General features: G+C 49.4%; 11 protein-coding genes. 4 read left to right on the top strand and 7 right to left on the bottom strand.

Translation table 11 applies throughout. The annotated features are described in order from the left end of the window. Positions 1 to 56: 56 nt before the first annotated feature. Both Q0986_RS09265 and Q0986_RS09260 read right to left on the bottom strand, forming a co-directional pair. A complete protein-coding gene (locus Q0986_RS09265) occupies positions 57 to 623 on the bottom strand; it encodes an Rpn family recombination-promoting nuclease/putative transposase (protein ID WP_366918550.1) in 567 nt (188 codons plus the stop codon). Positions 624 to 878: 255 nt separating this feature from the next. Beyond that, a complete protein-coding gene (locus Q0986_RS09260) occupies positions 879 to 1,439 on the bottom strand; it encodes a pentapeptide repeat-containing protein (RefSeq protein WP_299408492.1) in 561 nt (186 codons plus the stop codon). Between the two features lie 187 nt (positions 1,440 to 1,626). Between Q0986_RS09260 and Q0986_RS09255 the strand changes: the two genes are divergently transcribed. Then, positions 1,627 to 2,151, top strand: coding sequence for a GNAT family N-acetyltransferase (locus Q0986_RS09255; RefSeq protein WP_299408488.1), 525 nt, complete (start codon positions 1,627 to 1,629; stop codon positions 2,149 to 2,151). Positions 2,152 to 2,169: 18 nt separating this feature from the next. Here the strand turns inward: Q0986_RS09255 and Q0986_RS09250 are convergent, their stop codons facing one another. After that, on the bottom strand, positions 2,170 to 2,454 hold the full coding sequence (locus Q0986_RS09250) for a DUF427 domain-containing protein (protein WP_299408497.1): 285 nt from the start codon (positions 2,452 to 2,454) through the stop codon (positions 2,170 to 2,172). 148 nt (positions 2,455 to 2,602) lie between these two features. Between Q0986_RS09250 and Q0986_RS09245 the strand changes: the two genes are divergently transcribed. Together Q0986_RS09245 and Q0986_RS09240 are read left to right on the top strand one after the other, a co-directional pair. Beyond that, complete coding sequence (locus Q0986_RS09245; RefSeq protein ID WP_299408484.1) at positions 2,603 to 2,995, top strand: hypothetical protein; 393 nt, start codon at positions 2,603 to 2,605, stop codon at positions 2,993 to 2,995. Positions 2,996 to 3,260: 265 nt separating this feature from the next. After that, positions 3,261 to 3,866 (top strand): Uma2 family endonuclease, encoded by a 606-nt coding sequence (locus tag Q0986_RS09240; RefSeq protein ID WP_299408480.1) that lies wholly within the window; start codon positions 3,261 to 3,263, stop codon positions 3,864 to 3,866. Positions 3,867 to 3,943: 77 nt separating this feature from the next. Here Q0986_RS09240 and trpA read toward each other — a convergent pair whose 3' ends face one another. Genes trpA through ndhL form a run of 3 tightly spaced genes read right to left on the bottom strand, consistent with a single transcriptional unit; the run spans position 3,944 to position 5,266 of the window. Further along, a complete protein-coding gene (trpA, locus tag Q0986_RS09235; RefSeq protein ID WP_299408476.1) occupies positions 3,944 to 4,747 on the bottom strand; it encodes a tryptophan synthase subunit alpha in 804 nt (267 codons plus the stop codon). After that, complete coding sequence (locus tag Q0986_RS09230; protein WP_299408471.1) at positions 4,744 to 5,052, bottom strand: DUF3007 family protein; 309 nt, start codon at positions 5,050 to 5,052, stop codon at positions 4,744 to 4,746. Before Q0986_RS09230 ends, trpA begins: the two co-directional genes overlap by 4 nt. A 4-nt stretch (positions 5,053 to 5,056) precedes the next feature. Continuing rightward, entirely contained in the window at positions 5,057 to 5,266 is a 210-nt protein-coding gene (gene ndhL / locus Q0986_RS09225; RefSeq protein ID WP_299408467.1) for an NAD(P)H-quinone oxidoreductase subunit L, read from the bottom strand. A gap of 39 nt (positions 5,267 to 5,305) precedes the next feature. Between ndhL and Q0986_RS09220 the strand changes: the two genes are divergently transcribed. Next, on the top strand, positions 5,306 to 5,434 hold the full coding sequence (locus Q0986_RS09220) for a hypothetical protein (protein ID WP_299408464.1): 129 nt from the start codon (positions 5,306 to 5,308) through the stop codon (positions 5,432 to 5,434). Here the strand turns inward: Q0986_RS09220 and lpxD are convergent. Then, the gene (gene lpxD / locus Q0986_RS09215; protein WP_299408494.1) at positions 5,417 to 6,475 is read right to left on the bottom strand and encodes a UDP-3-O-(3-hydroxymyristoyl)glucosamine N-acyltransferase; all 1,059 of its coding nucleotides are present in this window, start codon (positions 6,473 to 6,475) and stop codon (positions 5,417 to 5,419) included. The two genes, Q0986_RS09220 and lpxD, sit on opposite strands and share 18 nt — an antisense overlap. Between the last annotated feature and the right edge of the window lie 7 nt (positions 6,476 to 6,482).

Here is a 6,482-nt window from a genome sequence, read left to right as displayed (position 1 = left end):
AAGTGCGAACTCAACCCAGAGAAGGTTATCTCTCAGAAGCCCTACCTTATTAGCTTTTAGCCTTTCGTGTAGGAACGAATCGCACCAGCCAGAATCCCGGCTGATGCAGCTACATTACTCTGAACTCGCACATTTGGGACAGCATCAATGAACCCAGCGGCCTGTCGCAAGGTTTGGGCCTGATCTGATGTGTTAGTGAGGACAGCCAGAGGCAGTAAACCAATTGAGTCTAAAAAAGGTTGAGTGGGCTGTTCCCAAAGACGAATCGCTTCAAATTCATGGCGAGTTTCTGGAATATCAAAGGCTGTCTGATAAACGTATTGGGAGGTAGAGGGGGTTAAATATACCACCACTTGCTTCATCTCTTTTTGGGGAAAGCGACGGTAAACCCGTAGGCGATAATCTGCGAGCCGAAAGGCCATATTGGGATCTGGCTCAGTCTGAAACTCAATCTGCAAGACGATCTCATCTGATTGCAGCAAAATAAGCGAGTCGGCCCGAATAGGCTCTAGCGATAATTCTGTTGGACTGAGTTCTGTAAGAGAAATGGATTCACCCAGTAGCCAAGAGGCAAAATCACTGGAAAAGCTCTCTGCAAGGAACTTACAGGTGGAATCAAACATGCTGGGATTATATCAGCCCCATGCAGGATGAAAACTTTTTGTCGCTTGGTAGAGTAGGGTTTCTCAATTCTCCCTGATTATGGCCGTCTATCAATTGATGGGTGAGGTTGAGCCTGTCAGCATGAGGGAAGGCAGAAGACCGATCTGGAGAAGGAAAACTAAGTTTCTAGAAAGTGTGAGGGATGGGTAATGCCCACCCTACAGTCCTCTAAAACTTTGTCTGCTCCTTTACGAGCGAAAATTTTACTACCGGACTCATTCATCTTCATCAAAGATAAAGCTCGGGATAGTTGTATTTTTGAAAATAGCCCCGTCAATGACGATATCTTCCCATTCAGTATCGGTCAAATCTGCATTGGTGAAATTAGTTCCTCTGAACCTGGTATCGCAGGCATAAGCTCCGCAAAGATTAGCTCCGGTGAGATTAGCACCATTAAAACTTGAACTGTAGATTACAGCATTGCTCAGGTAAGCTCCAGTGAGATTAGCCTCACGGAATCCGGCTCGATCACAACTAATACCCATGAGATTAGACTGGGTGAGATCTGTATGAGAAAAATCCGTCAGACTACATCGAGTATCGCTCAAGTCAGTCTGAACCAAGATGCTTCCAATAAACTCGGCATCAGCTAGCCCACTTTTCTTGAGATTAGCTCTGGAGAGATTGGTTTCACTGAAGTTGCATCCCTGAAGTTCAGCATTTTGAAGATTGATCCCTCTCAAATCCTTACCTCTCAAGTCAGCATATTTCAATCTAATTCCACTGAAATCTCGCTCCCCAGCAGCATAACGCTCCAACAATTCCTCCGCAGTCATCACTACAACTCCCAAAACACAATACTTCCCACCTGTTTCCAGCTCCTCCAAGATTCCTTTCCATTTAGCCTAAACGGAGAGGAGAGAGTAGGATACCCAGGTTATACCTAGAATTCCTAAATGCACCTATTTTTTAACGCTGATGCCATGATAGAACTGGCTTGGGTTGCCAGGGATAGTGCTTTCAATGTCAGACTTAGCGCAGGTTCAAATTCGAGATAGTACACCAGCAGATTATGCTGCGATCGCAGCTATCTACAACGAAGCGATCGCAACGGGCAGTATTACCTTCGATACCCGTCCCTTCAAGGCTGCAGATATTCAAGCTTGGGTAGATAAATTTTGCGGTCGCGAATGCCTGCTCGTCCTTGAGCAGCATCAGATTCTGGGTTGGGGCATTGTGAAACAATATAGCGATCGCCCTGGCTATCGTGTCTGCTGCGAAACATCGATTTATCTGACCTTTGGTGCCAAAGGCAAAGGGTTAGGACGACACCTGCAAACAGTGCTGCTGCAGAAGGTGACCGAGCTAGGCTACCACCATGTCGTCGTCAAAATCGTAGCCACGAACGATGGCAGCATTGCCTTCCACGAATCCTTTGGTTTTGAAATGGTTGGGGTGCAAAAAGAGATTGGACATGTTGCGGGTCGTTGGCAAGATGTGGCGATTATGCAGCTTATTTTGCCGCACGTTCCGCCCTATCAACCTTGAAGACGCCCAATGTTGCCTTTAAGTCTGCACTTGCACACCTTTCCAAAAGGCAATGTACCCTTTGATATTCTTCGCTGCATCTTTGGGTTCTGGATAATACCAGGCCGCATCTTTATTCACCTGGCCCTCAACTTCGAGGCTGTAGTAACTGGCGACGCCTTTCCAGGGACAAGTCGTATGGGTATTGCTGGCTTTGAAATACTCGGATTTAATGGCGCTAGGTGGAAAATACTGATTGCCTTCAACCACCTCGCACTGATCACTTTCTGCTAGAACAACCCCGTTCCAAACCGCTTTTGGCATCATTTATCTCCCAGACTCAAACTCCTCTGTCTCTTGTAACGTACTGTGTCGCATCTGACAAGTGAATGGGAAACCTGGTTTTAGGGCCAAAGCATCATTAATTTGGTCTCCTGACAATCCTCTCTACTGCTGAATATCGCCAGGGATTATGGCTCCAACAAAACCTAAGCCTCCTATTCAAGTTATCGACACTTTTCTCACCCAAAAGGATATTCTCAGTGCCTTGCTAGTTTGGATTCTCTTGGAAGGATTCAGCTTTATCCTGCTGCCCTCTTTTACCCTGATCACTGCAGAGAACAAAACCCTGACCTGGATCTTGATCAGTGCCCCGATGGGCCTGATTGGGGCGTTGATGATTGGCTTCTGCTCCAGTTGGCTACAATACTGCCAATTACGGATTCATAAAACCAATCCTCATAAAAAGTTTTGGGTCGCTTTAGGTAATGTAGGGAGCTGGATTGGTTTAGCTGGTATCGGCTTTCCCCTGATCATGATTGGCTTAGAAATGTGGGTGCGGATCGTTTACGGTATGGATGCCTGAGCCATCTACTGACAACCTAAATTGTTCGATACTGCTCGATACAATCCTGTTTTGGACAAAAACATCAAGTCATTCCTTCAACCAATACCCTTTCTGGGTTGGCACAAGAGACTCTAGAATATAAACCACCACTGCCTTTCAGGATGTCTAAGGACATTACATGGTTTCAGCTTTGCGATAGAAAAGCCAGATACTATCCCATAAGCCAACGCTTCCCATCCACTAAAATTGAAGAGACTGATGTGGGCATATGGGAATCCTGTCGATGACAACTACGCTCCTGATTCAAACTGAGACAACGCCGATGGTCGTGGCGCTGCCTACGGTTGCATCCATGACGCAGGAAGATTTCTACACGTTTTGCCTCGCGAATCGAGATCTGCGAATAGAACGAACGGCGACCGGAGAAGTAGAGATTATGCCCCCTGCATTTTCAGATACCGGCAATCGAAACTTTAATCTTGCTGTGCAGCTCGGTTTGTGGGCGGAAAAAGACGGAACAGGTCTGGGGTTCGACTCTAGTGCAGGGTTTACGCTACCCAATGGTGCTACACGATCGCCTGATGCAGCCTGGATTAGAACCGAGCGATGGAATTCATTGACGACAGAAGAACAGGCATCCTTTGCCCCCATTTGCCCTGATTTTGTCATTGAGTTGCGGTCTGCTAGTGATACGTTGAGTCGTTTGCAAACCAAGATGCAAGAGTATATTGAGAATGGCGTTTCCTTAGGCTGGCTGATTGATCGGACCCATCGAACCGTGCATATCTATCGCCCTCATCAAGCACCTCAGATTCTTGAGAGTCCTGATCAGGTCAGTGGCGATCCTGAACTCTCTGGATTTAGCTTGCCCATGGCTAAAATCTGGTAAATTGCCTTGGCTGCTGACTCCTGGACACCAACCCAATCCCAAGATTTGAATCTCAAGAACGATGCAATCCAATTTTATTAGGCTTCCAATAGCAGCGAGGATTTGAGGGAGCGACAGAAAGTGCTGATTGCAGACAAACCCTGGCTGGGGCTGCCTTCACTTAATCGATTGACAAACGCACTGCCCACAATCGCCGCATCTGCCCCCCAATCCATTACTTGGCGAGCATGTTCGGTTCGAGAGATGCCAAAGCCGACACCGATGGGCTTGTCCGTGACTTGTCGTAAATCAGCAATTAAATCTTGGACGCGGTTTTCCACCTTGGTGCGCATTCCTGTGACGCCAGTGGTACTTACGAGGTAGATAAAACCTTGCGATCGCAACGCAATTTTCTCAATCCGTGCCTTGGAGCTGGTGGGTGCAACTAACAACGTCACTTCAATGCCCAAGTCAGCGGCTTGCTGCAACAGGTTTTCTGACTCTTCCAAGGGCAGATCAGGGACGACTAAGCCTCGTACCCCCGCTTTGGCGATCTGCTGCAAAAACTCAGCTACGCCTCGATGATAAATGGGGTTGTAGTAGGTAAATAAAATAATTGGAGCCCGAATCTCGGGGGAAAGCTCTGTCACCATCCCTAAAACCTGATCGAGGCGGGTTCCTCGCTGCAAGGCCCGAGTCGCGGCTGCCTGGATCACAGGCCCATCCGCCAAGGGATCGGAATAGGGCACTCCCAACTCAATTAAATCGGCACCACTGGCATCTAGCTGGTGTAGCGCACTGGCTGTGGTTTCTAAATCTGGATCTCCAGCCGTTAAGAAGGGAATCAGGGCGCATTGGCCGCGATCGCGCAATTGGGCAAAACAATCAGAAACAGAGGTCATGACTCATCAGTCTCATCATCAACAGACGCTTGTAAGGCTTCGAGTTCTTCTGGGGTCATTTCTTGTAAGCGCTTTTCCAGCAGGGCATTTTCATAGTCTTCTCGCTGCTGGTTATAGGTCATATTGCCCGTAACCACCCGGAGAAAATAAGAAGCCACCCAGCCCACGAGTCCTGCTGCAAAAATGACTTGGCTCCAAACCCCTGCACTTTGAGGTTCGATACCCGCGTATCTTAGCCCTCCATAAATCAGTCCCCCGGCCAAAAACACACCGAGACCCAGTGCGATCGCATCTATTCGGCGCATGAGCTCAAATCTTGCGCGGTTGGGGACGGAAATTCAAAAAGGGGCTGAGCAAGAGCAAACTGGGGAAGAACAAGAACACCAGAAAGTACATAAACCCACGCTCAAAGGAGCTAGCCACATACCAGCGCTTTTGCAGATAAAAGTAGGTAATGGCGGGCATCACCAGCAGATAGCCACCCAACAGTCCAAATAAAAGGATTAAATTGACAACCATAGAAATTGGATCTTTACTCGCGTTCAGGGGATTGAGAATATGCTGGCATACAGCCTAAAGGAATGGGTCCTTCGCATTTCGTCTTCTCATTTTACCGTGCAGGTTACCTTCCCCCCAGAATTAGCGGCTAACTTCCTCGCCGAGGGAGCGTTAATCGGAGGCGAATAGCTGAGCAATTTTCTGCTCTAGCCCTTTCACCCGCTGGCCGAGCTGAGGGAGTTTCTTGATTGCAGCCATCGCCCGCAACCACAGGCGATGATCCATCGCTGGATAGCCCGCGACTTTGGAATCGGGCGCTAAGGACTGGTGAACGCCACTTTGGGCCGCAACCGTGGTGCGATCGCCCAGGGTGACTTGCCCTGAGATACCGACTTGCCCCGCCAAAATCACCTGCTGTCCCAACTTTGTTGCCCCTGCTAACCCTACTTGGGCGCAAATCAGACTATCCGCCCCGATCTGACAGCCATGACCAATCTGGACCAGGTTGTCAATTTTGGTCCCGGCACCGATGCGAGTCTCGCCCACGGCGGGCCGATCAATGGTGGTATTGCAGCCGACAACGACCTGATCTTCGAGAATCGCCTGGCCCGATTGGGGCATGGGATGCCAACGATGGGCCTGATCGGCCACCGGGACAAATCCAAACCCCTCTGCCCCAATCACTGCTCCACTATGGATCACACAATCGGCTCCAATCATTGTGCGTTCATGAATCACACAGTTGGCATGGAGAATAGTGCGATCGCCAATTGTTGCCCCTGGATAAATCACCACATGGGGATGGATGTGGACCTCATTTCCAATGCTGACCTCCGCTTGGATCACGGCATATGCACCCACCCCCACCCCTGTGCCTAACTGGGCAGAAGCATCCACTCTAGCTGTAGGATGGCAATTCAGCGGCAAGCGCCAAGGTTGATAGAAACAGGCTAAAGCTTGGGCAAACCCATATCGTGGATGTTCGATGGCGAACCACGCTATTCCTCTCGCCGTTGCCAGGGCCTGGAGGTCAGTGTCCGGGGGCAAAACCAAAGCGCTGGCTTGCGTGGTCTCTATCTGACCAGCCCGTTGTGCGCTTTCCACAAAGCTGAGAGTGCCAGGACCCGCTTGATTTAAGGCCGCACACCCGTCTAAGGTCGGATCGACACAGGGATCGCTGATGGCAATAGGCGTGAGGGCAAGCCGCTCCACCAGCTCACTCCACTTCATCATCGAG

Source organism: Acaryochloris sp. IP29b_bin.148, from assembly GCF_028285565.1.
Classification (GTDB): domain Bacteria; phylum Cyanobacteriota; class Cyanobacteriia; order Thermosynechococcales; family Thermosynechococcaceae; genus Acaryochloris.
The sequence above is the reverse complement of the archived record's forward strand: the minus strand, read 5'-3'. Positions and strand labels throughout refer to the sequence as shown.